The organism is Oceanibaculum nanhaiense, from assembly GCF_002148795.1.
GTDB classification, from domain to species: domain Bacteria; phylum Pseudomonadota; class Alphaproteobacteria; order Oceanibaculales; family Oceanibaculaceae; genus Oceanibaculum; species Oceanibaculum nanhaiense.
The window spans coordinates 97,572-121,849 of sequence record NZ_MPOB01000005.1 but is presented as its reverse complement, the minus strand read 5'-3'; the positions used below and the strand labels follow the sequence as shown (position 1 = coordinate 121,849).

Sequence of the window (24,278 nt, the reverse complement as noted above, 5' to 3'; positions counted from 1 at the left end):
TTCACCGTCTGGTGATTTGCCTTGCCGGGACAACCCCCTATTTTGGTGGTGACAAAGGCTGGCAATACAGGAGACGGAACCATGCTGATCAAGCGCAAAAAGGGCTGGGAGCTGCCGGAATCGGCGGCAACGCCGGAAACCCTGTTCCGCGACCGCCGCCGGCTGATGAAGGGCATCGCCGCCGGCTCTATCCTCGCCGCCATGCCGGGGCTGACCGCCTGCGGCAGCGAAGCCGCCCCCATCCAGGACCCGTCAGCCTCGCTTTATCCCGCCATGCGCAACCTGCGCTACCGCGTCGATCGCGCGATGACGGACGAGAACCAGGCGACCACTTACAATAATTATTACGAGTTCGGCTCGCAGAAGAACATCTGGCGTGCCGCGCAGAAACTGCCGATCCGCCCCTGGACCGTGACACTGGACGGCATGGTCGAGAAGGAACAGCAGATCGCCATCGACGATCTGCTGGCGATGGTGAATCTGGAGGAGCGCGTCTATCGCTTCCGCTGCGTCGAGGCCTGGGCGATGACCGTGCCCTGGACCGGCTTCCCGATGCGCCGGCTGGTGGAGATCGCCAAGCCGCTGTCGGGCGCCAAATATGTCCGCATGGAGACCTTCAACGATCCCGCCATCGCCCCAGGCCAGAAGCAGAGCTGGTATCCTTGGCCCTATGTCGAGGGGCTGACCATGGAAGAGGCCACCAACGAGCTGGCGCTGATGGCGACCGGCATCTACGGCAAGCCGATTCCGGCGCAGAACGGCGCGCCGATTCGCCTGATCACGCCGTGGAAATATGGCTTCAAGCAGCTGAAATCCATCGTCCGCTTCACCTTCACGGATGAACGGCCCAAGGGCTTCTGGGAAGAAATCCAGGCCAGCGAATACGGCTTCTGGGCGAATGTGAACCCGGAGGTGCCGCACCCGCGCTGGAGCCAGGCGAGCGAGCGGCTGCTGGGCCCGGACACCCGCGTGCCGACCCTGCTCTATAACGGCTATGCCGAATTCGTGGGCGAGATGTACAAGGGGATGGAGGGCGAGCGGCTGTTCATGTAGCCGCCGCGCCTTCTGGCCGGCCCTAATTCTTGGCCAGCTTGTAGATTTCCTTGGCCAGGGCGGCGATCTCGCGCCCGGCGGCACTGGACGGCGACACTTCCGCGATGCCCTTGCCCTCCAGCAGGGCCGCGGCCAGCGCCACCCGGTTGCCGAGCTTGGTCTTGGCCAGCTTCACGCCCAGCTTGGCCGCCGCCTGTTCCATGACATCGGCCAGATTGGCGCGCGGCGGCACCCGGTTCAGCACCAGCAACACGGCTGTCTTTTCCTGTTTGGCGAGGTCGAGCGTCGCCTGCGTCGCCCATAGATCCATCGGGCTGGGCTGCACCGGCACCACCACCAGATCGGCGACACGCACCGCGACCCGCGCCTCGGTCTCGGCATGCGGCGGGCTGTCGATCACCAGTATGTCGAACTGCTTCTTCAGTTTGTCCACCTCGCCGGCGACGCGCCAGCCGGTGAGCGCGCGGATATCCGGCTGCTCAGGGGCGTCCGGCAGCGCGCGGCGGATGTCCGCCCAGGCGGTGATGCTGGCCTGCGGGTCGATGTCGAGCAGCGCCACGCTGCGCCCGGCCTTCGCCCAGGCCACTGCCAGATGGGCGGCCAGTGTGGTCTTGCCGGCCCCGCCCTTCTGCTGCGCAATGGTGATGATGCGTGCGCTCATGGCCCTCTCCCGCTGCTTTTTGAGTGCGCTCATGTTGCACCGCAACGCAGTGGATAACAAGGCATGCTCTTGACGCGGGCCGCGCCCTGCGCCATGGCTTCGCCGCCATGACAGAACCGGCCAAGACAGAACCGACCCGCATCCTGCCCGCCACCGATGCCGCCATCGCGGAAGCGGCCGGCCTGCTGCGTGCCGGACAGCTGGTCGCCTTTCCGACCGAGACGGTCTATGGGCTGGGCGGCGACGCGACCGACGGCCGCGCCGTGGCCGCCATCTTCGCCGCCAAGGGCAGGCCCAGCTTCAACCCGCTGATTTCCCACCTGCCCGATGTGGCGCGCGCGCGGGAACTGGCATTGTTCACGCCGCTGGCGGAAAAGCTGGCCGCCGCCTTCTGGCCGGGGCCGCTGACCATGGTGCTGAAGCGCCGGCCGGACTGCCCGGTTTCGGACCTGGCCTGCGCCGGCCTGGACACCATCGCGCTGCGCGTGCCGGCCCATCCGGTGGCGAGACGGCTGCTGGAGGCGGTGGGCCGTCCGGTGGTCGCGCCCAGCGCCAACCCGTCCGGCCGGGTCAGCCCGACCAGCGCCCAACATGTCGCCGAGGGGCTGACCGGCAGGCTGGCGCTGGTGCTGGATGGCGGCCCCTGCGCCATCGGGCTGGAATCCACCGTGGTCGATGCCACCGGCACGCGGCCCGTGCTGCTGCGCCCCGGCGGGGTGACGCTGGAAGCGCTGGAGCAGGTCGCTGGGCCGGTGGTGACGCCGGACCGCGATCCCGACGCGCCGACCTCCCCCGGCCAGCTTGCCAGCCATTACGCCCCTGCCCTGCCGGTGCGGCTGAACGCGGCCGGCGTAAACCCCGACGAGGCACTGCTGGCCTTCGGACCGCCCCTGCCGGGCGCTGCCGTCACGCTGAATCTGAGCGAGGCCGGCAACCTCGAAGAAGCCGCCGCCAACCTGTTCGCCATGCTGCGCGCGCTCGACCGGCCGGGCCTTGCCGGCATCGCCGTCATGAAGCTGCCGGAGAGCGGCCTGGGCCGCGCCATCAACGACCGGCTGCGGCGCGCCTCTGCCCCGCGCTGAGCGGCCTTGTTCCTGCCAAACTGGCAGGTAACATGGAGGGTGAGAAATCTAGCTGTCCCAAGGGAGTTGACCGCCATGAAGGCCCTGGCCGAAACCGTCATCGACGACACGCTGCAACGCATCCGCGCGCTGGTCGGCGACAAGGGTTACATCACCGCAGCCGACGCGATGGAGCCGCATCTGGTGGAATGGCGCGGGCTGTGGCGCGGCCAGGCGCGCGCCGTGGTGAAGCCGGCGGACACGGCGGAAGTCGCCGAGGTGGTGAAGCTGTGCGCCGAGGCCGGCATCCCCATCGTGCCACAGGGCGGCAACACCTCGCTGGTCGGCGGCTCCGTCCCCTATGAGGATTTCGACGGCATCATCCTGTCGCTCGCCCGGATGAACAATGTCCGCGCCATCGACCGCATGAACTACACCATGACCGTTGAGTCTGGCTGCGTGCTGGCCGATTTGCAGCGCATCGCGGAGGAGAATGACCGCTTCTTCCCGCTCAGCCTCGCCGCCGAGGGCAGCTGCATGATCGGCGGCAACCTCTCCACCAATGCCGGCGGGGTGAATGTGCTGCGCTATGGTAACACGCGCGAGCTGGTGCTGGGGCTGGAGGTCGTGCTGCCCGACGGCACGGTCTGGGAGGGGCTGCGCGGGTTGCGCAAGGACAATACCGGCTACGATCTGAAGCATCTGTTCGTCGGCGCCGAGGGCACGCTGGGCATCGTCACCGCGGCGGTCCTGAAGCTGTTCCCGAAGCCGACAAGGCGCGAGACCGCGATGGTCGCGATTTCCGGCCCGGACGCCGCCATCGAGCTGCTGGCCCGCGCCCGCGCCGCCACCGCCGATGGGGTGACCAGCTTCGAGCTGATGCCGCGCATCTGCTTCGACTTCGTGCTGGCGCATATCGCCGACACCGTCGATCCGCTGCCGCAGCGCTATGACTGGCATGTGCTGCTGGAACTCAGCTCGACATCGCCGGAGGATGACGGCCTCGCCGCAAAGCTGCAGAACCTGCTGGAAAAGGCGGCGGAGGATGGGCTGGTGCTGGACGCCGCCATCGCGCAGAACCAGGCCCAGGCCAACGCCATGTGGAAGCTGCGCGAGACCATCTCGGAAGCGCAGAAGCCGGAAGGCGCCTCGATCAAGCACGACGTCTCGGTGCCGGTCAGCCGCGTGCCGGAATTCCTGCGCCGCGCCGACGAGGCCGTGGCGAAGGCGGTGCCTGGCATCCGCGTGGTCGGCTTCGGCCATGTTGGCGACGGCAACATCCACTACAATGTCAGCGTGCCGAAGGGTGGTGACAATCAGGCCTTCCTGGCGCGCTGGGAGGAGATCAACGAGATCGTCCATGACATCGTGCACGAGATGGGCGGCAGCATCTCCGCCGAGCACGGCCTCGGCCGGCTGAAGCGCGAGGAGATCACCCGCTACAAGAGCCAGACCGAAATGGATCTGATGCGCAAGATCAAGGCGCTGATCGACCCCAAGGGCATCATGAACCCGGGGAAGGTGTTATAGGTGCTGTAAGGCACCAATAAACCGGAGGGGAAGCCTATGCGGACGATGATCCTGGGCGCGCTGGCGGTGGGGCCGGCGCTGCTCGCTCCTATAGCGCTGCCTTCCGTGGCATTGGCGGCCGACGCCCATGGGGCGGCGGCGACGGTCGAGACGCTGGCGAAAACTACCAAAAGCTGGGACGGCGCCACCCTGCCCGCCTATGCCAATGGCCAGCCGGAAATCACCATCCTGCGCATCACCGTCCAGGCCGGGCAGAAGCTGGCGGTGCACCGCCACCCCTATATCAATGCCGGGGTACTGCTGAAGGGCGAGCTGACCGTGCGCACCGAGGACGGCAAGAGTCTGATCCTGCGCGCCGGCGACCCGATCGTCGAGACCGTGCAGACCTGGCACCATGGCGAGAACAGCGGCGACGGCCCGGCGGAGATCGTCGTTTTCTATGCCGGCATCGAGGGACAGCCGATCACCATCGCGCGGTAGGTCGCATTTCCTCCAAACCGCTACCAACGGCGATGTCGCCGCCACTGCATTGACAATCCCGCCGCCTTGCCCGTCAGATGGCGCAAAACAGCCGTCAGGGAGGCAAGCCATATGACCGCCTATACCGCGCCCTTGAAGGACATGGCGTTCGTCCTGAACCGCGTGCTCGACCTGAAGGGGGTCTCATCCCTGCCGGGCTATGAGGCGGCAGAGCCGGCGCTGGTCGAACAGGTGCTGGAAGAGGCCAACAAGCTGGCGCGCGACGTGCTGGCGCCCTTGAACGCGCCGGGCGACCGGGCGGGCAGCCGGATCGAGAATGGCGTGGTGCGCACGCCGGACGGCTTCAAGGCGGCTTACGGCCAGTTCACGCAAGGCGGCTGGAACGGCGTGCCCTTCGATCCCGATTATGGCGGCCAGGGCCTGCCCTGGCTGGTGCAGCAGGCGCTGGCGGAGATGTGGCAGTCGGCCAACATGTCCTTCGGCCTCTGCCCGCTGCTGACCCAGGGCGCCATCGAGCTGCTGCACGCCCACGGCACGGACGGCCAGAAGTCGCTCTACCTGCCGCGCATGATCGCAGGCGACTGGACCGGCACGATGAATCTGACCGAGCCGCAGGCCGGCTCCGATGTCGGCGCGGTGAAGACCCGCGCGGTGCCGGAGGGCGATCATTACCGGATCACCGGCCAGAAGATCTACATCACCTATGGCGACCATGACTGGACCGACAATGTCATCCACATGGTGCTGGCCCGCCTGCCCGATGCGCCGGAGGGCACCAAGGGCATCAGCCTGTTCCTGGTGCCGAAATTCCTGGTGAACCCGGACGGCAGCCTGGGCGAGCGCAACGACCTCCGCCCGGTCTCGCTGGAACACAAGCTGGGCATCAATGCCAGCCCGACCTGCGTCATGGCCTATGGCGATAATGGCGGGGCCATCGGCTATCTGGTCGGCGGCGAGAATCGCGGCATGGAATGCATGTTCACCATGATGAACAATGCCCGCCTCGCGGTCGGCACGCAGGGCCTGTCCATCGCCGAGCGCGCCTACCAGCAGGCGCTGGACTATGCGAAGACCCGCATCCAGTCGCGCGACGCCAGCGGGTCTGCCGAACCCGTCGCCATCATCCGGCATCCCGATGTGCGGCGCATGCTGATGAGCATGAAGGCGGGCATCGAGGCGATGCGCGGCCTGTCCTACCTCGCGGCCTGGGCGCTGGACCATTCCAAGCGCAACCCGGATGACGGCAAACGCGCCCGCGCGCAGCGGCTGATTGACCTGCTGACGCCCATCGTGAAGGGCTGGTGCACCGATCTCGGCATCGAGATCGCCTCGACCGGCGTGCAGGTGCATGGCGGCATGGGCTTCATCGAGGAGACCGGCGCCGCGCAGCATTACCGCGACGCGCGCATCCTGCCGATCTATGAGGGCACCAACGGCATCCAGGCCAATGATCTGGTCGGCCGCAAGATCGTGCGCGACGAGGCGGCCTCGATGAATGAGCTGATCGCCGAAATGGCCGGCACGCTGGATGTGCTGCGGCAGCAACCGGGCGATGACATGGAAGTGGTCGCCCGCGCGCTGGAGGATGGTATCGACGCGCTGGAACTCGCCACCGGCTGGCTGATGGCCACCTTCCCGGAGGACCGCGCGCTGGCGCTGGCGGGCGCGGCCTATTACCTGAAGCTCTGCGGCATCGTCATCGGCGGCTGGATGATGGCGCGCGGCGCGCTGGCGGCGCTCGATGGGCTGTCGTCAGGCGGCGAGGATGCAGCCTATCTGGAAGCAAGGCTGGTCACCGCGCGCTTCTATGCCGAGCATTACCTGCCGCAGGCGACCGGCCTGCTGGCCGCCATGGTCGAGGGCGGCCGCAGCACGCTGGCGCTCGACGAGGGACAGTTTTAGGGGGTTTTCCCCCTCACCCGGACGCTGCGCGCCCACCCTCTCCCGCCGTCCACTCCACCCGTTACCCCCGCACTTGTTGCGGGGGTCCAGACTTCAGCTTGCTGGATGCCCGCCAGAGTAAGCTGAACCCTGGATTCCCGGCACAAGGCCGGGAATGACAATATTCTACTTGTTGGCGACTTTATCCCCGCCGCCCCCCAGCAGCTCCGCCAGCGTGGCCGCCACAACCAGCGTCGCCTTTTCCAGGTCGGCCAGCACCAGCTTCTCATCGGCGCGGTGGCCATTGGCTTCCAGAATGCTGCGCGGCCCGGCGCCATAGAGCACGGTCGGCACGCCCGCCGCCATGTAATGCCGGGCATCCGTGTAGATCTGCAGGCCGCCGGTGCCGATTTCCTCGCCCAGCACCGCGCTGGCATGGCGGGACAGCGGGCCGGTCAGCCGCTCCACGCCGGGCAGCGGGCCCAGCGGCGTCGCCAGCAGCAGCCGGTGGATGGCAACCGAAATACCGGGCAGCGCCTCCACGGCATCCTCGATGGCCAGGCGCAAGGCGGCCTCCACCCCGGCGGCATCCTCTTCCGGGACCAGCCGCCGGTCGAGCCGCAGCGTCACCTTGTCCGGCACCACATTGGTGTTGATACCGCCGGCGATCAGCCCGACCACCAGCGTCGGGTGATCGATGCCGGGCACGGAGGAGCGCACCGCCTTCAGCCCATCGCGCAACCCGTAGAGCATGGACAGGATCGACGTCGCGGCCTCCAGCGCGTCATGGCCGGTCTCCGGCTTCGCGGCATGGGCGGAGCGCCCGCTGACCGTCACCTCCAGATGCAGACAGCCATTATGCGCGGTGACCACCTGATAGGCGAAGCCGGCGGAAATCGCGAGGTCCGGCTGGCTGATGCCGGTGTCCAGCAGCCATTGCGGACCGATGGCGCCGCCAACCTCCTCGTCATAGGTCAGGTGCAGTTCGACGGTGCCGTCCAGCGCCACGCCCTCCGCTTCCAGCGCTTCCAGCGCCTTCAGCGCATAGCCATAGGTGGCGAAGTCGGATTTCGAGACCGCAACGCCGCGCCCGTACATCACCCCGTCGATGATTTCGGCGCCATAAGGATCGGTGCTCCAGCCCGCGCCCGGCGCCACCACATCGCCATGCGCGTTCAGCGCGATGACCGGCCCGTCGCCGCTGCCGAATCGTTTGCGGATCACCAGATTGGTCGCGGAGATCATGCCGTTTTCGGCGCAGAGTTCGGCCGGCACGGCATGGCGTTCCACCGCGAAGCCCAGCGCTCCCAGCAGCGCTGCCGCCGCTTCCGCATGCGGCGCGCAATCGCCCGGCGGATTGTCCGAGGGCACCCGCACCAGCGCCGCCAGGAAGTCCCGCTGCGCCTGCCGCTCGCTGTCCAGAAAACCGCGCAGCGTGTCGTATAGGTGTGTCACCTTGCCGTCTCCATCCGGTTTTTGCCCTACTGTAACGTGGCACAGGACAGGCCGCGATAGTTGCGGACGGAAAAGGGAGCGGGAAAATGGCGGGCTGGCTGATCTTCACCGGGTTGAACGGGGCCGTGCTGGTGGCGCTGGGGGCCATCGGCGCCCATGCCTTCGCCGGGGACGGGCAGGCCAAGGCCTGGTTCGACACCGCCTGGCGCTATCAGGGGCTGCACGCGGTGGCGCTGCTGGCGCTGTCGCTTGCCATGCTGAAGCTGGAGCCGAGCCTGCCCCGGTCCGCGCTCACTGCCGGCATGGCGCTGTTCGTGCTGGGCACGGTCCTGTTCTGCGGCAGCCTGTACAAGCTGGCCTGGACCGGCGCTGGCCTGTTTCCGATGTCGGCACCGCTGGGCGGCGGCAGCCTGATCCTGGGCTGGCTGGCGGTCGCCGTGGCCGGCGCGCTGTATCTGCGGCAGGCTGCTTAAGCCAGCAGCTTTTCCAGCGCTTCGTCCACCGCCTCGACCGGGATCGTTTCGATCACCGGCGCGCCATAATCGCTGGCCTGCAGGAAGGTCGAGTGCCGCGTCACCGGGCCGAACTTCTCGGCGCTGGTATGGCCATAAAGCACGACCAGCGGCGTATCGGCGGCGGCCAGCATATGGCTGACGCCGCTGTCGTTGCTCAGCGCACCGGCAAGCCGCGTGCCGATCGCCATGCTGCGCATCGGGTTGAAGCCTTCACCCCACAGATCCGTATCCTGCTCCGGAAACAAGGCGGTCGGCACCGCCGCACGGATCGCCGGCAGTTCCGCTGCTTCCGCCGGCCCCAGGATGAACACCGGCACCCGGCCGCGATCCGCCTGACGCCGCGCGATCTCTATGAACCGCTCCAGCGGCCAGCGCTTGCGCGCCTCGCCCGCCCCCGGCGCGAAGCCGATATAGGCGGGGCCATCGGGAAGCTGTTGACGTGCCTTCTCCGTCAGATCGGCCGGCAGCGGCAGCGCGCGGTCCAGCGCCGGACGGCTTCCCGTTGCCATCTCGATCATGTCGAAGAACCGCGTCAGAATGTGGCGTGGCCGAACATACCCCCTCTGCGGCCGGATGCCGGACAGCCAGAACCGGGCGGCACCCGACAGGAAGATGCCGCCGCGCGCTGTGAGCCGGCGGGCGCACAGGCTGCGCCACACCACCTGCTGTGTGTCGATAACAAGGTCATAGCCGCCTTCTATAGGCAGCGGCAGGAACAAATCGCTCTTATGCTGCCCCACTGCGACGTTCGCATGCACATGGTCCAGCAACCCCGCCGTCAGCGGCGCGATGCGATCGGCATAGACGGTGGGACCGGGGCAGACCCAGTCGATCAAAGCGTTCGGGAAGGCGCCGCGCAGCGCCCGCAGGAAGGACAGCTTGTACACCCCGTCGCCGATAATCTCCCCGCCGCTATAGACGGCGATGCGGCGGTAGCGGCCTACGTCAGCCATTTGCCTTGGCCTTATGGGCGGCCACGGCCTCCATAACCGCCTCGACCGTGATGCGCGCCATGCCACCCGATTTGTCGGGCACGCCATCGGGCGGCAGGATGGCGGCGATGGCATCGCTGTGGGTCAGCGGCGGTGTCGCGCCGAACAGGCCGATGGCGGGCACGCCGGACGCCGCCGCGAGATTGAGGAAACTGGTGTCATTCCCGACATAGAGGTCCATCGCGCCGAGGAAGGCGAGAATTTCGCCCATCTTCATGTCGAAGCTCTGGACCAACCGGTCGGAATCCTCGCCAAGCGCCGCGCGGATCACCGGCAGGAAGGGCTTTTCCTCCGGCCCGCCCAGCAAGAAGAAGCTTCCCCAGCCATCGGCGCGGAGCGCGGCAGCCAGGGCGGCGTACCGCTCCGCCCCCCATTGCTTGTAAGGCTCGGAACTGCCGAGACCGAGCGCGATCCAGGGACGGGGCCGGTCGGCATAGGCGGCGCGGGCCGCAGCCACCGAAGCCGGGTCGAGGCGCAACTGCGGCTCATTCTCCAGCTGCGAGATGCCCGCCGCCTTCAGCCAGGCGGTGGCGAGATCGAGCGGATGATCACGGCGCATCGACTCCGGCAGGAACGGTCCGCGGTTCAGGAAACGGCGCTGCCGTCCCATGCCATAGCCAAAACGTTCGGGAATGCCGGCCAGCCAGGCGGCACAGGCATAGCGCCAGCTGTGATGCAGCACATAGACCCGCCGGAAATGGTGGCTGCGCAGCATGCCGGCGAGTTTCAGCACGCCCAGCAGGCCGTCATGCGACCCGCCCTTGCCATCCTGCGACCGGTCGAGCCAGACCACCTCCGACACGGCGGGATCGGCGGCGAACAGCTGGTCGGCGCGGGAACGCGGCTTGGTGACCACGGCGACCGCGCCTTCGGGCTGCGCCTCGGCCAGCGCGTGGATGTGCGGCAGGTGCCACACCATGTCGCCGACACCGGGCAAAGGCTGGATGATGGCGACCTTGCCGTCAGCCGCGCTTCCGCCAATCAGGGCCGCGTCAGCCATCCGCTTTCCCTGTCCGTGCCAGCAGACGCTCGGCAGCCTGCTGCGCCATCCCCACCGTCACCCCGTCCATCAGCCGGTCGCCCGGTACGGCACCGCTGTCCACGGCGGCGATCAGCTCGCGCCAGCCCTGCGGCGCGCGCACAAAATCGCACTGCTCGCCCCAGGGGCGGTAGCGGCTGTCGTCGGTCGGGCCGAACAGCCCCAGCGTCGGCGTGCCGACGGCGGCGGCCATATGCATCAGGCCGGAATCATTGCCGATATAGAGCCGGCAGCGCGCCAGGGCAGCAGCGGTGGACGGCAGGTCGGCGCCGATGAAATCAATGGTCTGTTGCCCCATGGTCTGTTGGCCCGCAAAGGCATCCAGCACCGGCTGGGCGACATCCCGCTCATGCGCGGCGGCGGTCACCAGGATGGCAGCACCCTCCAGCGCCGCGCCCGGCGCGGTCAGCCGCTGTGCGAGATCGATGAACCGCTCCACCGGCCATTGCTTGCCAAGCCAGTTGGCCGCCGGCCCCAGCGCCAAGACCGGGCGATCCACCGGGACGGCGGCCGCCGCCGCTTCCTTCTGCGCCTCGGAGAGATAGAGGCGCGGCGGCGTCGGCACCGATTCGCCGATCAGCGCCGCCTCCTCCTCCACCACATGGCGGTCGGGACGGTGGCGTCCCAGCCGGATCAGCCAAAGGCGCGGCAAGGCGTAGCCTGTCAGGGAATTCCGCAGATCCACGACCATGTACCAGAAGCGGCCGGCGACCTGCCGCCACAGATCGAACCAGTGCAGCCCATGGCGGCGCTTCACCAGCGGCAGCACGCGCACGACACTTGGGTGATGGGCGAACAAGGGTGCCGGCAGCGGGCCGCAGGCGACGGTGATCCGCGCCTTCGGGTGTCGGGCGGCCAGGGCCGACAGCAATCCCATGGACAGGATTGCATCGCCGACCCGGTTGGAAGTGATGAACAGCAGATTCAAGGCGTCTCTCAAGCTGGTATGCGCGCCTTTCTACTCCCGCGCCGCCGCCGGAACAACCTCGGCGGGTTTGCCGCCGCCAGAGGAGGCAAGTTCCGGCCGTATCGGCCTGAGCTGCTGGGATGGGAAAGGCGGCAAGGCATCACCGGGAGAGATCGCCTGCTCCGCCGTCAGCCAGTCCCGCGCCGCCTCGACCGACTGCGCCAGCAGGCTGACGGCCGGACGGGCATCGCCCCGCGCTTCAAGCGCCCGGACGGCAAGGCTCTTATTGGCCGGTATCAGGGCCTGAAAATCCGCAACCGACTGCGCCGGCATAGCACCGCTTGACCAGGACAGCATCAGGAAGCGGCCATCAAGATGCGGCAGATGCGCGGCCGGCTCCAGCGGCGCCAGCAGCCGGGCCGCCGCCATGCCGAGAACGGGGCGCGCCCAGGCCGGGTGCAGGGCGGGCGTATCGGCGATCATCGTGCCGAAACCGGCACCGCCATTGGCCAGCACGGTCCAGCCGACGCTGTGGCCGCCTTCCTGCAGCACGCGCTGCACGCTGGGGGCGATGACAGCGCCCAGCGAATACCCAACCAGACTGACCCGACTGGTGTCGGCCCAGCTCTGGCCGTCCAGCCAGTCGAGCACGGCGCGCACCTGGCCCGGCACGCCGAGAGCGCGGCGGCGCATGTCCGGCGACAGCGCCGCCAGCGCATCGCCGTCGAATGCCTTGCGGGAAAACGGCCAGTCATAGCCGATCAGCACCGTCCGGCCCATATCGCCGAATGGCGCGATATTGTCCCGGCCTTCCCGGAATCCGCCCAGCACGACAACCACCGGCATCGCCGCCCCGGTGATCGCCTGCGGCACGCTGATGGTCACGCCGACCCTGCCGAGCCGGGCGTCCCGGAAAATCATGTGCCGTTCGATCCGCGCGTCAGAGAGAACCTGGCGTTCCCGTTCGAAAACCAGACGCCCATCGGCCTGCGGCAAGGCATCGAGCGCATCCTGCTGCGACAGCCAGAGCAGCCAGCCGCCAACCAGCAGGCCCGCTGCCGCCACGAAAGCCGCTGCCAGCCGCAAGCCTTTGGCCAAATGACGCGCCAAAGGCGACGGCAGGAGCGTGCTATGCCTCGTAAAATCTACCATGACAGCATCGATTGATGCCGCCACTTCTTGGCGCAAAAGTGACGGCGCCAAGGTGAATCATGGGCATTTGACGCAAACTGCCGGGCGAAACGCCGCACCCGGCGGCTGTCAGTTCTGTTGACAACCAGAGAGGGTTCCTCGAAAACTTGGGGTATCTTCGCGCGGTTTCCCCGCGTCTATAAAAGACGGCGGATTTAACCGCGTACAGCCGCAAACTAGGGAGGAACGGTCCGTGACCGGCCAGCAGAACACCCGCACGGGCGGGCAGCTTATTGTCGATGCCCTGAAACTGCACGGCGTCGAATACGCCTTTGGCGTTGCCGGCGAGAGCTATCTCGAAGTGCTCGACGCGCTGGTGGATGTGCCTTCCATCAAATACATCACCTGCCGCCAGGAAGGCGGCGCGGCCAACATGGCGGAAGCCTACGGCAAGCTGACCGGCAAGCCCGGCGTGTGCATGGTCACGCGCGGCCCCGGCGCCACCAACGCCTCCATCGGTATCCACACCGCCCAGCAGGATTCGACACCGATGGTCGTGCTGATCGGCCAGGTGGCGCGCGACCAGTTCGGCCGCGAGGCGTTCCAGGAGATCGATTATCGCCGCTTCTTCGCCCCCATCGCGAAATGGGTGGAGCAGATCGACGATGCCGAGCGCATCCCCGAGATCATGCACCGCGCCTTCCACATCGCCAGTTCCGGCCGTCCGGGCCCGGTGATCGTGGCGCTGCCGGAAGACATGCTGCGCGACCATGTTTCCGCGCCAACGGCACGGCCCTACCAGACCTCCCGCCCGCATCCCGGCGCCAGCGAGATCGAGGCGCTGCGCGGCATGCTGGCCAAGGCGAAAAAGCCGCTCCTGCTGGTCGGCGGCAGCGGCTGGAGCGACGAGGCGGCGCGTGATATCAGCGCCTTCGCCGAAGCGAACAATCTGCCGGTCTGCTGTTCCTTCCGTCGCCAGGACGTCGTCAGCACCAAACATCCGGGTTTCGTCGGCGATCTGGGCACCGGCACCGGGCCGAAGCTGCTGGCCCGCGTGAAGGAGGCCGACCTGCTGATCGTCGCCGGCGCGCGCCTTGGCGAGATGACGACCCAGGGCTACACGCTGATGGGCCTGCCGGAACCGGCCAAGACGATGGTGCATGCCCATGTCGATCCCATCGAGATCGGCCGCACCTTCCGGCCGGAGCTGGGCATCGTGTCCGGCATGCCGGAACTGGCCGCCGCGCTGAAGGCGATGAAGCCGGTGGATGGCAAGGCCTGGGCCGACTGGACCAAGGGTGCCCGCGCCGAATTCCTGGAGTGGTTCCAGCCCGAACCCTATAAGGGCAACCATCTCGATACCGGCAAATGCATGCTGGCCTTGCGCGAGAAGCTGCCGGAGAACGCCATCGTCACCGTCGATGCCGGCAATTTCAGCGGCTGGCCGCAGCGCTTCCTGCATTTCGGCCGCCCCGGCCATCTGCTCGGCCCGACCAGCGGCGCCATGGGCTACAGCGTGCCGGCGGGTGTCGCCGCCTCGATCACCCATCCGGACCGCATCGTGGTCTCCTGTGTCGGCGATGGCGGTTTCGGCATGACCGGCCAGGAACTGGCGACGGCGATGCATCATGGCGCCAAGCCGATCATCCTGGTGTTCAACAACAACATGTACGGCACCATCCGGATGCATCAGGAAAAGCGCTATCCCGACCGGATCAGCGCCACCAATCTGACCAACCCGGATTATGCGATGCTGGCCAAGGCGCATGGCGCCTATGGCGAGACCGTCACCAAGACCGAGGACTTCATGCCGGCCTTCGAGCGGGCGCTGAAATCCGGCACGGCAGCGATCATCGAACTGCAGACCGACCCGGAACAGATCAGCACCCGCACCACCATCACGGCGCTGAAAGCGTCGGCAAAGAAAGGCTGACGGGATCTCATGAGCAGCAAAGCCAGAAAGAAGCCGGAAGAGCTTCGCAGCCACCGCTGGTACGGCGCCGATGATCTGCGGTCCTTCGGGCATCGCTCGCGCGCCAAGCAGATGGGCTATGCGAAGGAGGATTGGGCCGGCAAGCCGGTGATCGCCATCCTGAACACCTGGAGCGACATCAACCCCTGCCACAGCCATTTCCGGGTGCGCGCGGAAGAGGTGAAGCGCGGCATCTGGCAGGCCGGCGGTTTCCCGGTCGAGATGCCCGCCATCTCGCTGTCGGAACCGTTCCAGAAGCCGACCACCATGCTCTACCGCAACCTGCTGGCGATGGAGGCGGAGGAGCTGCTGCGCAGCTATCCGGCCGACGGCGTCGTGCTGATGGGCGGCTGCGACAAGACCACGCCGGGCCTGATCATGGGCGCCCTGTCCATGAACATCCCGGCGGTCTTCATGCCGGCCGGGCCGATGCTGCGCGGCTACTGGAACGGCACCGTACTGGGCAGCGGCTCGGACAGCTGGAAATACTGGGCGGAACTGCGCGCCGGCAACATCACCCAGGAAGACTGGGAAGGTGTGGAGGACGGCATCGCCCGCACGCCCGGCACCTGCATGACCATGGGCACCGCACCGACCATGATGTGCGCCGCCGAGGCGCTTGGCCTGACCCTGCCGGGCGCTGCTTCGATCCCGGCCGCCGATTCCAACCATGCCCGCATGGCCACCGCCTGCGGCCGGCGCATCGTCGATATGGTGTGGGAGGATCTGAAGCCCTCCGACATCGTCACCGAAAAGGCGGTGGAGAACGCCATCACCACGGTCGTCTCGATGGGCGGTTCGACCAACGCCGTCGTGCATCTCGTGGCGATGGCCCGGCGCGGCGGCGTCGATCTGAACCTCGACACTTTCGATGCGATCTCGCGGCGCACGCCCTTCCTGGCGAATATCCGCCCGTCGGGCAAATACATCATGGAGGATTTCCACTATGCCGGCGGCATCCGCGCGCTGCTGGCGGAGCTGGGCGGCCTGCTGAACCTGGACTGCGTTACCGCGAACGGCCGCACGCTGGGCGAGAATATCGCCGGGGCCCGCATCGTGAATGACGATGTGATCCGCCCGCAGGCCAATGCGCTGAGCAAGGAAGGCGGCCTCGCGATCTTACGCGGCAGTCTGGCGCCGGACGGTGCGGTCATCAAGCATTCCGCCGCCGACCCGAAATTCTGGAAGCACACCGGCCCCGCCGTGGTGTTCAAGGATTACAACGACATGGCGCGGCGGATCGACGACGTGAATTTGAACGTCACCGCCGATTCCGTGCTGGTACTGCAAAGCGCCGGCCCGAAGGGCGGCCCGGGCATCCCGGAATGGGGCATGCTGCCGATCCCGCAGAAGCTGCTGAAGGAGGGTGTGCGCGACATGGTGCGCATCTCCGACGCGCGGATGAGCGGCACCAGCTACGGCACCTGCGTGCTGCATGTCGCCCCGGAAAGCCATGTCGGCGGACCGCTGGCCTTCGTGCAGGATGGCGATCTGATCGAGCTGGACGTGAAAGAGCGCAAGCTGAACCTGCTGGTCTCCGAACAGGAGATGGCGAAACGCAAGGCGGCCTGGACGCCGCCCAAACCGCATTACCAGCGCGGCTATGGCGCGATCTTTCAGAATCACATCACCCAGGCGGATAAGGGCTGCGACTTCGACATCCTCGAAGCCGGCGAACCGACGCCCGAACCGGAGATCCACTGATGGAACTGCCCCGCAACGCGTTCAAGAAGAACCTTGCCGAAGGCAAGCTGCAACTGGGTTTCTGGTCGGCGCTGTGCAGCCCGATGGTGGCCGACATCCTGTCCGAGGCCGGCTATGACTGGCTGGTGCTGGACGCCGAGCATTCGCCGAACGATCCCGTCGATCTGATGCACCAGCTGATGGCGATGGAACACCAGTCGGTCACCATGCCGGTGGTACGCGTGCCCTGGAACGATCAGGTGTTCATCAAGCGTGTGCTTGATGTCGGCGCCCGCACCCTGCTGGTGCCGATGATCGAGACTGCCGAGCAGGCGCGCGCCGCGGTGGCGGCCTGCCGCTATCCGCCTGAAGGCATGCGCGGCGTCGCCGGATCGGTGCGCGCCAGCCGCTATGGCCGGATCAAGGATTATCACAAAAAGGCCAATGCCGAGATCTGCCTGCTGCTGCAGATCGAGACCAAGCCTGGCCTCGACGCGCTGGACGAGATTGCGGCGGTGGAAGGCGTGGACGGGGTATTCATCGGCCCGGCCGATTTGTCGGCAGCGCTGGGCTATCTCGGCGACAACCGCAACCCGGCGGTGCGCGAGGCCATTCTCGGCGCGCTCGCCCGGCTGAAGCAGGCCGGCAAGCCGGCCGGCATCCTGACACCGGTCGAGGAAGACGCGAAATTCTGGATCGAACAGGGCTTCGGCTTTGTCGCGCTGGGCAATGACGCGGCGCTGCTGGCGCGCCAGGCAGAGGCGCTGTGCGCCCGTTTCAAGGAGAAATGAGCATGAGTGCGGGAATCACCGTCCAGGCGGACATACTGGCCGAGCAGATGGCCGCGATCTTCCGCGGCTGGGGCATGGCGGAAGAGGCCATCGGCAAGAGCGTGGAGATCATGCTGGAAGCCGATCTGATGGGAATCGATTCGCACGGCGTCACCATGCTGCCGACCTACGAGCAGCTGTTCAAGGACGGCCGGCTGGAGATGAACCCCAAGGTCACGGTGGTGAAGGAAACGCCGGTCATGGCGATGATCGACGGCGGCGGCAGCCTTGGCCACTACCCGTCCAGCATCGCCATGGACCTCGCCATCGAGAAGGCGAAGAAGGTCGGCATGGCCGCCGTCACGGTGCGCCACTCCAACCATTACGGTGCCGCCGGCGTCTATGCGCTGCGCGCGGCAAGGCACGGGCTGATCGGCATATCGACATCGTCGGTCTGGAACCCGGCCATCGTGCCGACCCGCGCATCGGAACCGATGTTCGGCACCAACCCCTTCGCCTTCTCTGCCCCGACGCGCAAGAACCGCCCCTTCCTGCTGGACATGGCGACCAGCACGGTCGCCATCGGCAAGCTGAAGCTGGCCTGGCTGGCCGGCAAGACGCTACCCGAAGGCTGGGCACTGACCCCGGACGGCAAGCCGGAGCTGAACGCCGAACAGGCGATGGCATCCCGGCTGATGACCCCGCTGGGAGGCTCCGGCACGATGAGCAGCCACAAGGGCTACGGCCTGGCCGCCATGGTGGAGATCCTGTCCACCATGCTGGCCGGCGCCACCTATGCGCCGCTGCGCAACCGCCCGGAAGGGCACTACGATATCGGCCATTTCTTCTTCGCCCTCGATCCGCACGCCTTCCGCGACGATACGGATTTCGAGGACGAACTCGACGCCATGATCGACCGGCTGCATAACGCGCGCCCGGTCGATCCGGCTGAACCCGTGCTGGTGCCGGGCGATCCGGAATTCGATCGCCGGGCCAAGCGCGAACGCGACGGCATCCCCATCGCCGGACCGATGGTGGAGATGCTGGCAGGCATCGCAGAACGGGCGGGCGTACCCTTCACGCTTGGGCGGTTGGCGGCCTGATCTGTTTGTGCGACAATTGATTAGGGATATCATCTGCACGCATGATATTTTAAGAACACTACTTCAATCGGGAGGATAACTAATGACTTTTAAAGTGAAGACGTCTCTTCTTGCTGCGGGCATGGGCGTTGCCCTGCTGGCCTCGGCTGGCGCGCACGCACAGACCGTAAAGCTGATGACCGGCCCGCAGGGCGGTTCCTGGTATCCGCTGGGCGGCGCCATCGCCAATTTCGCCGGCAAAGACGGCATGAAGGTGCAGGTTCTGCCGGGCGCCGGCATCGCCAATGTGAAGGCCGTGCAGGCCGGCAAGGCCGACATGGGCTTCGCCAACTCGATCTCGACCGTTGACGGTGTCGCCGGCCGCGCGCCGTTCACCGAGAAGGCAACCAACGTCTGCAACGTCGCGACGCTCTATCCGCAGTATTTCCAGATCGTCGCCAACGCCGATGCCGGCATCGAGACGCTCGCCGATACGAAGGGCAAGTCGATCGCCGTGCAGCCGAAGGGCAACACCGCCGAGTTCATCAGCCAGCAGATCCTGGGGGTCTATGGTCTGAAGTATGAGGACATGGGCAAGGTCAGCTATGTGTCCTATACCGATGCCGTCTCGCTGATGAAGGACAACAACGCGCAGCTCTTCACGCTGGGCACCACGGTCCCGGCCTCGGCGATCATGGACCTGGCTTCGGCCCGTGACATCAAGCTGGTCAGCGTCGGCGACGACAAGTTCGCGGAAATGCGCAAGCTGAACCCGGGCTACACCAAGCTGACCATCAAGGCCGGTTCCTATCCGAAGCAGGACAAGGACGTGCAGGCTGTCGGCTATGCCACCCATGTGATCGCGCGCTGCGATCTGGACGAGGAAACCGTCTACAAGATGGCCAAGGGCCTGGCCGATAACAACGCCGACCTGACCTCCATCGTCCGCGTGATGAAGGACACCGACCTGAAGGTGATGGCGACCGACACCGGCGTGCCGATGCACAAGGGTGCGGTGAAGTTCTACAAGGAAAAGGGCGTGATGTAAGCCTCGCCCTTTTGGCAAAAAAGCCCGCCATCCCTCAGGGGGTGGCGGGTTTTGCCTATAGCCCCAACCGTGCCGGCGACAAGGCCCGGAAAAAACGCCCAAACCGTGCACAGCAGAGCCCTTGACGACGTAAGTGTGGCGTCCTGGGGGAGAGACATCCGATGTACCTTTCTGCATCCCTGACTCGATGGTCCGTTACCTTCGTGGCCGTCGCCATGTCTGTATTTCATCTCTACGTCGCCTTTTTCGGACCGCCGGACGCCTATGTCATGCGCGGCCTGCACCTGGCCTTCGCGCTTGTACTCTCCTTCCTTGTCCTGCCTGGTTTAAAGGGGACTGCGGACCGGCCAAGCCTGTTCGACATCGCCCTGCTTGTCGCGGCAGCCGCCAGCGCGCTCTATCCGATGGCGAACCTGAACTACATCGTCAACCGGATGTACTATGTCGATGATCCGGTTTTGCTGGATTACATCTTCGGTATCGGGCTGATCGCCCTGATCATGGAAGCGACACGACGCGCCACCGGCTGGGCATTGCCGGTCACCGCGGCCTGCTTCCTGCTCTATGGCCTGACCATCGGCAACCAGTCCTTCGGCATCATGCTGGACCAGCTGTACCTCACGACCGAGGGCATTTTCGGCATCCCGCTTTACGTCTCGGCGACCTACGTGATGCTGTTCATCCTGTTCGGTTCCTTCGTGGAGCGCAGCGGGGCAGGCCAGCTCTTCATGGATTTCGCGCTGGCACTGGCGGGCCACACCTCGGGCGGCCCCGCCAAGGTGGCGGTCATCACCAGCAGCCTGTTCGGCACTGTCTCGGGCAGCGCCGTGGCCAACGTCATGACCACCGGTACCTTCACCATCCCGCTGATGAAGCGCACCGGCTACCGGCCCGCCTTCTCCGGCGCGGTCGAGGCCGTGGCCTCCACCGGCGGCCAGCTCATGCCGCCGATCATGGGTGCCGCCGCCTTCGTCATGGCCGAATTCCTCGGCACCTCCTACCTGGCTGTCGCCGCCTTCGCGATCATGCCGGCGGTACTGTACTACGTCGCCGTCTTCGCGGCCGTGCATTTCGAGGCCAAGCGCGTCGGGCTGGTCGGCCTGCCGAAGCCTGACCTGCCGCGCCTGGGCAAAGTCTTGCGCGAGCGCGGGCATCTGTTCCTGCCCTTGTTCATCATCGTCGGCGTGCTGCTGGCCGGCTACAGCGCCGCCTTTGCCGCGCTGTGCGGCATCGGCTCGGTGATCCCGACCACCTGGTTGCGCGCCAGCACCCGCAAGACCTTTACGCCGATGGTCGTCGTTGACGCGCTGGAAGCCGGCGCCCGCAATACTCTCGTGGTGGCCCTGGCCTGTGCCTGTGCCGGCATCGTGATCGGCACCATCACCCTGACCGGCCTCGGCCTCGACTTCACCGGCGTCGTGCTGGCCTTGTCGCAGAACTCGCTGATCCTGGCCCTTGTCCTGACCATGGTCGCCGGCATCATCCTGGGTATGGGCCTGCCGACCACGCCGGCCTATATCGTCCAGGTGGCCCTTCTGGTGCCAGCGCTGGTGAAGCTCGGCGTGCAGGTGGAGGCGGCGCATCTGTTCGTGCTGTACTTCGCCGTGCTGTCGGCGATCACCCCGCCGGTGGCGATGGCGGTCTATGCCGCCAACGGCATCTCGCGGGCCGGTCTTGTCGAAAGCAGCTGGGCGGCGGTGAAGCTGGGCCTGACGGGCTATATCATCCCGTTCATGTTCGTCTTCGGCCCGTCCCTGCTGCTGATCGGCGACCTGGACCGGATCATGCTGACCATCGTCACCTCGACCATCGGCGTGATCTGCCTGGCAGGCGGTCTGCACCGCTATTTCTTCTTCGGGACGGCCCGCTGGTGGGAAAGCCTGATGCTGATCTCTGCGGCCTTCGTGCTGATCAAGCCGGGGCTGACGACGGACCTTATCGGGGCCGGGCTGGTGGGGCTGACCATCGCCAGCCAGATCCTGCTGCGGCCGTCGGAACCGCAGCCCGTTCCGGTGCAGGAGCGCAGCGACGGCGCCTGACGACACCGACAAAACACCGACAAGGAACCGGCCGGCGCTCGACAGCCCGGCCGGTTCTGCGTTAAAGCCGTTTCCGCGATCAAGACTGCACGGATGACCTGCCCATGACCGACCCTTTCGCCGACACCGGCATCGACCTCGCCGACATGGCGTCCTTCGCCTATTGGAACGAGGAGAATGTGCGTTTCTCCGACGTCGATATGCTGGGCCATGTGAACAATGTCAGCTACGCCGCCTATTGCGAATCGGGCCGTGTGCACATGATCCGCGAGGTCGCGGCGCGCTGCGGCGTGAAGAACGCCTGGGTGCTGGGCCGGCTGACCATCGATTATGGCGCGGAAGTGACCTTCCCCGCCGTGATGCGCATCGGCACGCGCGCGGTGAAGATCGGCACCAAGTCGGTGACGATGGGCCAGGGCCTGTTCGTGGAGGGGCGCTGCGTCGCCCGCTCGCTGGCCGCCGTCATCGCCTTCGACCTGGAGACCCGCAAGACCATCGCCGTGCCGGAGCCGGTAAAGCAGGCCATGGAGGCGCTCAGCCCGCAGCCAACACTGGTCGCCTGAACGAAAGACAAAGAAAAACCCCCGCCGATGAGGCGGGGGTTTCACTTTCAGGTCTAGCGGGAAATCGCTCAGCCCTTGGTCTCGGGCACCTCGGTCAGCAGCGGCTTGCCGGCGAAATACGCCTTGATGTTGTCGATCATCAGCTGGCCCATCGCCGTGCGGGTGGCGTGGGTGGCGCTGCCGACATGCGGCTGCAGCACCACATTCTCCGTCATCTCGATCAGCGCCTGCGGCACCTGCGGCTCCTTCTCGAACACGTCGAGGCCGGCGCCGCCCAGCTTGCCCTGCTGCAACAGCTCAATCATCGCCGGCTCATCCACCACGGTGCCGCGCGCGACATTGATGAGGATGCCCTTCGGCCCCAGCGCCTCCATCACCTCGCGGCTAATCAGCTTCGATGTCTCGGCGCCACCGGGAATGATGACCATCAGCACATCGACGTCGCGCGCCATCTCTACCAGGTTCGGATAGTACTTGTAGGGCACATCCTTCTTCGAGCGGTTGTGATAGACGATGTTCATCTTGTGCGCGACGGCACGGCTGGCGACCGCCTCGCCGATCCGGCCCAGCCCGACGATGCCCATGGTCTTGCCGGTGATGTTGGTGGTCAGCGGCATCGCCCCCTTCAGCCACTTGCCCTCACGCACGTAACGGTCGCCGACGACCAGCTGGCGCGCGGTGCACAGCAGCAGCCCCATGGCGGTGTCCGCCACCTCGTCATTAAGCACATCCGGCGAATTGGTGGCGCGGATGCCATGCTGCTTGCAGTACTGCACATCGATCGTGTCGTAGCCGACGCCGAAATTGGCGACGATCTCCAGCTTCGGGAACTTGGCCAGGAACTCGGCATTGCAGCCATAGCCGCCGGCGATTGCGCGCAAGTGCGGCGCCAGCTCGGCGATCATTTTGTCCGGGTCCGGCGCCAGCCAGAGCTTGTGCAAAGTGAATTCGCGCTCCATCGTTTCGATGGTGCCGGCATAGACGGCGCGGGTCAGCAATACGTCGGGTTTGTCGCTCACGAGATTTCCTCCGCTTGTTCGGACGTATGACAATATGCTTCGAGTTATAGCGGAGATCACAATCGCCGTCGCGGAAGGATGCCCCCATGTCGCTGCAAAAAATTCTCGGCCAGGTGCCGGTGATCCCCGTTCTGGCCATTCACGATCCCGATCATGCGGTGCCGCTGGCGCGTGCCCTGGCGGAAGGCGGGCTAGCCATTCTCGAAGTGACGTTGCGCACACCGGTGGCGCTGGAGGCGCTGCGCCTCATCCGCGATGCGCTGCCGGACATCACGCTGGGCGTCGGCACCGTCCTGCAGCCGGAGGATATGGACCGCGCGGCCAATGCCGGGGCCAGCTTCGCCGTCAGTCCGGGCCTCACCAAGAAACTGGCCGATGCCGGGCGCTACAGCGGCATCCCGCTGCTGCCCGGTGTCGCCACTGTTTCCGAGATGATGCTGGCGCGCGAGCTGGGCTATCGCTCGCTAAAATTCTTCCCGGCCGGGCCGATGGGCGGGCCGGCCGCACTGAAGGCAATCGCCCCGGTGATGCCCGACCTCGCCTTCTGCCCGACCGGTGGCGTGACGGCCGTCAACCTCACAGACTATCTCGCGCTGCCCAATGTGTTCTGTGTCGGCGGTTCGTGGGTGGCGCCCGACGCGCTGGTCAAGGCCGGCGACTGGAAGGGGATCAGCGATCTGGCGCGCAAGGCCGTGGCGGCAGCCGGACGCTGACCCTGCTCACGCTTGGCCTCGCCAGACTCCGTCCCCATATCCTTTCGAGTATTGATGATCAAGGCGTTAGACCCATGCTTGCTCTCCGGCGTTCCCGCCGCCGCTTCGCCCTTCCAGCCCTGACGGTACTGCTGGCGGCTTTCATACTTGCCGCCTGTACCGGCCCCGGCAGCTACCGCACCGTGCGCGGCGGGATGAGCGACCCCGGCAATTTCGTCCGCGATTATCTGCAATATGCCGGCCGGGAAGGTCCGGTGCTGGTCGAGGTTCCGGCCGGTGCCATGGGGCTGACGGGGCGGCAGCTGGCACCGCGCGTCGCCGACATGATCAGCGGATCGGTCTTCGGCATGACGACGCAGTTCACCGCCGACCGCACGGCGGTCCGGGAGCCGAACTGGCGCATCATCTTCCTGTTCAACAATGCGCTGAACATCCGCGGCGACGAGGTCTGCGCCGGCGAGGTGCGGCAGAACACAGGAAAACCCAGCATGAACTCGCTGGCCGTGTTCTGCCACCGCGACCGGCTTTACGCATCCGTCAGCGGTTATGCCGAGAGTTTTGGAGGTGTCGACGATCCTGCCTTTCGCGCCTATGCGCGGCAGCTCGTCGACGAGCTGTTTCCCCGTAACTCGGATGAGATGCTCCGGCTTGGGGGTTGGGATGATTAGAGGGTGTGACCGCTGG

At 66.4% G+C, this 24,278-nt stretch carries 22 protein-coding genes; 15 read left to right on the top strand and 7 right to left on the bottom strand.

Annotated features, from left to right (window positions below; translation table 11 throughout):
• Nucleotides 1-81: 81 nt before the first annotated feature.
• On the top strand, nucleotides 82-1,053 hold the full coding sequence (gene msrP, locus BKM74_RS10335) for a protein-methionine-sulfoxide reductase catalytic subunit MsrP (protein WP_086465638.1): 972 nt from the start codon (nucleotides 82-84) through the stop codon (nucleotides 1,051-1,053).
• Between the two features lie 22 nt (nucleotides 1,054-1,075).
• Here the strand turns inward: msrP and parA are convergent, their stop codons facing one another.
• Nucleotides 1,076-1,714: a ParA family partition ATPase gene (parA, locus tag BKM74_RS10330; RefSeq protein WP_086465637.1), complete on the bottom strand. Its 639-nt coding sequence runs from the start codon at nucleotides 1,712-1,714 to the stop codon at nucleotides 1,076-1,078.
• 107 nt (nucleotides 1,715-1,821) lie between these two features.
• Here parA and BKM74_RS10325 point away from each other — a divergent pair, with 107 nt between their 5' ends.
• From BKM74_RS10325 to BKM74_RS10310, 4 genes are all read left to right on the top strand, one after another.
• Nucleotides 1,822-2,796: an L-threonylcarbamoyladenylate synthase gene (locus BKM74_RS10325; protein ID WP_086465636.1), complete on the top strand. Its 975-nt coding sequence runs from the start codon at nucleotides 1,822-1,824 to the stop codon at nucleotides 2,794-2,796.
• Nucleotides 2,797-2,871: 75 nt separating this feature from the next.
• Nucleotides 2,872-4,305 carry an FAD-binding oxidoreductase gene (locus tag BKM74_RS10320; protein WP_086465635.1) on the top strand — a complete coding sequence of 478 codons (1,434 nt, stop codon included), beginning with the start codon at nucleotides 2,872-2,874 and terminating at the stop codon, nucleotides 4,303-4,305.
• 36 nt (nucleotides 4,306-4,341) lie between these two features.
• Nucleotides 4,342-4,785, top strand: coding sequence for a cupin domain-containing protein (locus BKM74_RS10315; protein WP_217895463.1), 444 nt, complete (start codon nucleotides 4,342-4,344; stop codon nucleotides 4,783-4,785).
• Between the two features lie 111 nt (nucleotides 4,786-4,896).
• Nucleotides 4,897-6,687 (top strand): acyl-CoA dehydrogenase, encoded by a 1,791-nt coding sequence (locus BKM74_RS10310; RefSeq protein WP_086465634.1) that lies wholly within the window; start codon nucleotides 4,897-4,899, stop codon nucleotides 6,685-6,687.
• 165 nt (nucleotides 6,688-6,852) lie between these two features.
• Here the strand turns inward: BKM74_RS10310 and BKM74_RS10305 are convergent, their stop codons facing one another.
• A complete protein-coding gene (locus tag BKM74_RS10305; RefSeq protein ID WP_099045576.1) occupies nucleotides 6,853-8,121 on the bottom strand; it encodes a M20/M25/M40 family metallo-hydrolase in 1,269 nt (422 codons plus the stop codon).
• A gap of 86 nt (nucleotides 8,122-8,207) precedes the next feature.
• Between BKM74_RS10305 and BKM74_RS10300 the strand changes: the two genes are divergently transcribed.
• Nucleotides 8,208-8,594: a DUF423 domain-containing protein gene (locus tag BKM74_RS10300; RefSeq protein ID WP_086465633.1), complete on the top strand. Its 387-nt coding sequence runs from the start codon at nucleotides 8,208-8,210 to the stop codon at nucleotides 8,592-8,594.
• Here BKM74_RS10300 and BKM74_RS10295 read toward each other — a convergent pair.
• Genes BKM74_RS10295 through BKM74_RS10280 form a run of 4 tightly spaced genes read right to left on the bottom strand, consistent with a single transcriptional unit; the run spans nucleotide 8,591 to nucleotide 12,672 of the window.
• Nucleotides 8,591-9,589 (bottom strand): glycosyltransferase family 9 protein, encoded by a 999-nt coding sequence (locus tag BKM74_RS10295; protein WP_176342484.1) that lies wholly within the window; start codon nucleotides 9,587-9,589, stop codon nucleotides 8,591-8,593. The two genes, BKM74_RS10300 and BKM74_RS10295, sit on opposite strands and share 4 nt — an antisense overlap.
• A complete protein-coding gene (locus BKM74_RS10290) occupies nucleotides 9,582-10,628 on the bottom strand; it encodes a glycosyltransferase family 9 protein (protein WP_086465631.1) in 1,047 nt (348 codons plus the stop codon). The genes BKM74_RS10295 and BKM74_RS10290 overlap by 8 nt, the downstream gene beginning before the upstream one ends.
• On the bottom strand, nucleotides 10,621-11,607 hold the full coding sequence (locus BKM74_RS10285; protein ID WP_245825902.1) for a glycosyltransferase family 9 protein: 987 nt from the start codon (nucleotides 11,605-11,607) through the stop codon (nucleotides 10,621-10,623). The genes BKM74_RS10290 and BKM74_RS10285 overlap by 8 nt, the downstream gene beginning before the upstream one ends.
• An 18-nt stretch (nucleotides 11,608-11,625) precedes the next feature.
• Nucleotides 11,626-12,672 carry a hypothetical protein gene (locus BKM74_RS10280; RefSeq protein ID WP_086465629.1) on the bottom strand — a complete coding sequence of 349 codons (1,047 nt, stop codon included), beginning with the start codon at nucleotides 12,670-12,672 and terminating at the stop codon, nucleotides 11,626-11,628.
• A 286-nt stretch (nucleotides 12,673-12,958) separates the two neighbouring features.
• On the opposite strand from BKM74_RS10280, the gene BKM74_RS10275 reads away from it, so the two are divergent.
• From BKM74_RS10275 to BKM74_RS10245, 7 genes are all read left to right on the top strand, one after another.
• Entirely contained in the window at nucleotides 12,959-14,638 is a 1,680-nt protein-coding gene (locus BKM74_RS10275; protein ID WP_086465628.1) for a thiamine pyrophosphate-binding protein, read from the top strand.
• A 9-nt stretch (nucleotides 14,639-14,647) separates the two neighbouring features.
• Nucleotides 14,648-16,381: an L-arabinonate dehydratase gene (araD, locus tag BKM74_RS10270; protein WP_086465627.1), complete on the top strand. Its 1,734-nt coding sequence runs from the start codon at nucleotides 14,648-14,650 to the stop codon at nucleotides 16,379-16,381.
• Nucleotides 16,381-17,151 carry an HpcH/HpaI aldolase family protein gene (locus tag BKM74_RS10265; RefSeq protein ID WP_086465626.1) on the top strand — a complete coding sequence of 257 codons (771 nt, stop codon included), beginning with the start codon at nucleotides 16,381-16,383 and terminating at the stop codon, nucleotides 17,149-17,151. The genes araD and BKM74_RS10265 overlap by 1 nt, the downstream gene beginning before the upstream one ends.
• A gap of 2 nt (nucleotides 17,152-17,153) precedes the next feature.
• On the top strand, nucleotides 17,154-18,233 hold the full coding sequence (locus BKM74_RS10260; RefSeq protein WP_086465625.1) for an Ldh family oxidoreductase: 1,080 nt from the start codon (nucleotides 17,154-17,156) through the stop codon (nucleotides 18,231-18,233).
• Nucleotides 18,234-18,315: 82 nt separating this feature from the next.
• Entirely contained in the window at nucleotides 18,316-19,260 is a 945-nt protein-coding gene (locus tag BKM74_RS10255) for a TAXI family TRAP transporter solute-binding subunit (protein ID WP_245825901.1), read from the top strand.
• 161 nt (nucleotides 19,261-19,421) lie between these two features.
• Nucleotides 19,422-21,299 carry a TRAP transporter permease gene (locus tag BKM74_RS10250; protein WP_086465623.1) on the top strand — a complete coding sequence of 626 codons (1,878 nt, stop codon included), beginning with the start codon at nucleotides 19,422-19,424 and terminating at the stop codon, nucleotides 21,297-21,299.
• Between the two features lie 104 nt (nucleotides 21,300-21,403).
• Entirely contained in the window at nucleotides 21,404-21,862 is a 459-nt protein-coding gene (locus tag BKM74_RS10245) for an acyl-CoA thioesterase (protein ID WP_086465622.1), read from the top strand.
• 68 nt (nucleotides 21,863-21,930) lie between these two features.
• Here the strand turns inward: BKM74_RS10245 and BKM74_RS10240 are convergent, their stop codons facing one another.
• On the bottom strand, nucleotides 21,931-22,881 hold the full coding sequence (locus BKM74_RS10240) for a 2-hydroxyacid dehydrogenase (RefSeq protein ID WP_086465621.1): 951 nt from the start codon (nucleotides 22,879-22,881) through the stop codon (nucleotides 21,931-21,933).
• A gap of 86 nt (nucleotides 22,882-22,967) precedes the next feature.
• Between BKM74_RS10240 and BKM74_RS10235 the strand changes: the two genes are divergently transcribed.
• Both BKM74_RS10235 and BKM74_RS10230 read left to right on the top strand, forming a co-directional pair.
• Nucleotides 22,968-23,594, top strand: a complete 627-nt coding sequence (locus tag BKM74_RS10235) for a bifunctional 4-hydroxy-2-oxoglutarate aldolase/2-dehydro-3-deoxy-phosphogluconate aldolase (RefSeq protein ID WP_086465620.1) — start codon at nucleotides 22,968-22,970, stop codon at nucleotides 23,592-23,594.
• Nucleotides 23,595-23,668: 74 nt separating this feature from the next.
• Nucleotides 23,669-24,262, top strand: coding sequence for a hypothetical protein (locus BKM74_RS10230; protein ID WP_086465619.1), 594 nt, complete (start codon nucleotides 23,669-23,671; stop codon nucleotides 24,260-24,262).
• Nucleotides 24,263-24,278: the final 16 nt, after the last annotated feature.